Origin of the sequence: Candidatus Propionivibrio aalborgensis, assembly GCF_900089945.1 — a bacterium.
Classification (GTDB): Bacteria; Pseudomonadota; Gammaproteobacteria; order Burkholderiales; family Rhodocyclaceae; genus Propionivibrio; species Propionivibrio aalborgensis.
In genome coordinates this window covers 1-2,653 of the sequence record NZ_FLQY01000014.1, presented here as the reverse complement: position 1 = coordinate 2,653, position 2,653 = coordinate 1, and the positions used below count along the sequence as shown (strand labels likewise).

The following is a 2,653-nucleotide window of genomic DNA, read 5'->3' as shown; positions in this document are numbered from 1 at the left end:
GCCCGAGATCCTTTAAAGCATTTCCAATGTTGTTATACGCTTCTGCACTATCGGGCTGGATTTCAAGCACCCGCCGGTAACTCGCGATCGCTCCTTCATACTGCCGAAGTTCTTTCAGGACGTTACCCAGGTTGCCATGCACCTCAACACTATCTGGCTTGATCTCCAGTGCCCGGCGATAACTCCGGGCAGCTTCATCAAGACGCCCCAGGTCGTGCAGAACAAACCCGAGCTGGCTATGTGCATCGACATATTCAGGCTCGAGCTCGAGCACGCGGCCATAGTTTTCCACGGCCTCGTCCATGCGCCCAAGCCTTTTCAGGATACTGGCCAGCTTGTAGTGCACTTCGGCAGAGTCCGGCCGGATCGCCAACGCCCGTCGATAGCTTGCGGCCGCGGCCTCCAGTTGGCCTTGCGTCTCCTGCGCGCTGCCCAGAGCCACATGGGCATCCGCAAACTCCGGTTTCAGTTCGAGCGCCTTGTTGTAGGCGACCACCGCCGCTTCAGGATGGCCCAGGTGCAGGTGGGCGTTTCCGATGTTGTAGTGCGCCGCCGCCGAGTCGGGTTTGTAGGCTACCGCCTGGGTGTAGGCCGCCAGCGCGTGTGCCGCGTCACCCCGGTCGAGCAGGATGTTGCCGCGGTTGAAGTGAGCCCGCGCCAGTTCCGGCGTCAATTGAATTGCCGCGTCATAGCGCTGCAGGGCTTCGTCCAGACGCGCCTCTTCTTCCAGCGCCATGCCTTCTTCGAGCAGGCGCGTTGCGCTCTGTTCGGCCGTCTCGACGGCGGTGCTTTGTGCCTCGGCGGGCGGACTTCCGGTACCGCGCAGTCGATCAAGCAGACCCATGGCTGTCCTTTTTGGTGTGCCCGGATTGTCCTGTCTGTGCGTCGCACCATGTTTTCCACATGCCGCGCAAGGCCGCTTCAAAGTGTCCGGCAAAACGCTGGGCATCAAAGATCGGTGAGGCCAGAACCTGTTGCCGCAGTCCGCTGCGCAGGTCGGACAGCCGGTCCAGGTCGCCGGCATGCGATACCGCGCGGGCGACGTAATCATCCGGGGCCGTGGCGATCCACTCGGGCAAGCCGGCGTTCATCAGCAAACCGACGCCCTGACGCGACAGAAAACGCTCTCCCGCCAGGGTCAGGACGGGGATGCCCATCCACAAATTTTCTACGCTGGTCGTAATGCCCGGATACGGAAACGGATCCAGCGCAATATCCACTCGTTGGAAGGGAGCCAGATACTCCGCCCGGGGAACCAGTCCTTCCAGAATCAGGCGTGCAGCATCTATGCCATGTGTGCCAAACTGTTCAACGATGCGGTTCCGCACCGAGGCTTCCTTTAATTGCGGGGCTTTGAGAAACAGCCGGCTACCCGGCACGGCATGCAGTACGCGCGACCAGAGGGCGACGACGGTGTCGTTCATCTTGCTCAGGTTGTTGAAGCAGCCGAAGGTGACATAACCCGTGCTCAGTGCCGGCAGGGGGGAAACGTCAATGGCGACATCCGGGGGGGTGAAGCACAGGTAGCTCTCTGGCAAACGCCAGATTTTCTCGGTGAAATGGGCTTCTTCAGTCTCCGGTAACGTCCATGCATCAGCGATCAGGTAGTCGATCGCTCCGACGCCGGTCGTCGCCAGATATCCCAGCCAGGTCGCTTGTACCGGTGCCGGTTTCCAGGCGAACATGGGTAATCGATTGCCGCTGGTGTGTCCGGAAAGGTCAATGAGTATATCGATCCGGTCAGCACGAATGCGCTCGGCCAGTTGTTCGTCAGAGAATCCGGCTACGCATTGCCAGCCTCGGCAGGACGCCTTGATCCGTTCAGTGACTTCGTCGGCCGCATGTTGCGTGGAATAGGCAAAGAAACTCAGCCGATCTGATGCATGCCGGACCAATGCCTCCAGCACGCCTTCAAGGAAATTACCCACCGGGTGTTGGCGCAGGTCCTCGGATACCAGACCCACGCGCAAGCAGCGGTCAACTTCCGGTTGAATCTGCCAGACGACTGGGGCGCGAACCTGCCGCGCTACCACTTCACCAAACCGCCTGGCTTCACTCAATCGCTGGTCAGTAGAACAGTCATCCCGGTAGTTGTGAATGAACAGTAAATTGCTGTGTGCCGCAGCTAAATCCGGTTTGAGTTCCAGTGCCCTGTAGGTACTCACCAATGACTCATCGAGCTGACCAAGATCCTTGAGAACGCTCCCGAGGTTAACATAGCTCTCTTCGCTGTCAGGTTTGATCTGAATCGCCCGACGGAAGCTTGCTACCGCGTCAACGAGTTGCCCACAGAATATCAAGGCAACCCCCAGATTGATGTGCGCATCGACGCAATCGGGCTCAATCTCCAGCGCTTTGCGAAAACTTGCCAAAGCATCGATGTATTGCCCGAGATCCAGCAGTACATTTCCTGAAGTAATACGCGCTTCAGGGTATTCAGGTTTGATTTCCAAAGCCTTTTGGCAACTGGCTGCCGCGCTTTCAAGCCGCCCAAGTTTCCACAGGGCTGTACCAAAGTTAAGGTGAGCCACCGCAAAATCCGGTTTGAGTTCCAGTGCCTGTTGGTAGCTGGCCAGCGCTTCATCGAGATGCCCGAGATCCTTTAAAGCATTTCCAATGTTGTTATACGCTTCTGCACTATCGGGCTGGATTT

At 58.3% G+C, this 2,653-nt stretch carries 2 protein-coding genes; both read right to left on the bottom strand.

Features of this window, described 5'->3' with window-relative positions:
• Nucleotides 1-844 (bottom strand): tetratricopeptide repeat protein (locus PROAA_RS01255; protein ID WP_186409573.1); only part of this gene is annotated, 844 nt, incomplete at its 3' end.
• Nucleotides 831-2,653, bottom strand: a 1,823-nt coding sequence (locus tag PROAA_RS01250) for an O-linked N-acetylglucosamine transferase, SPINDLY family protein (protein ID WP_186409572.1), incomplete at its 5' end; no start/stop codon positions are given. The genes PROAA_RS01250 and PROAA_RS01255, both read right to left, overlap by 14 nt.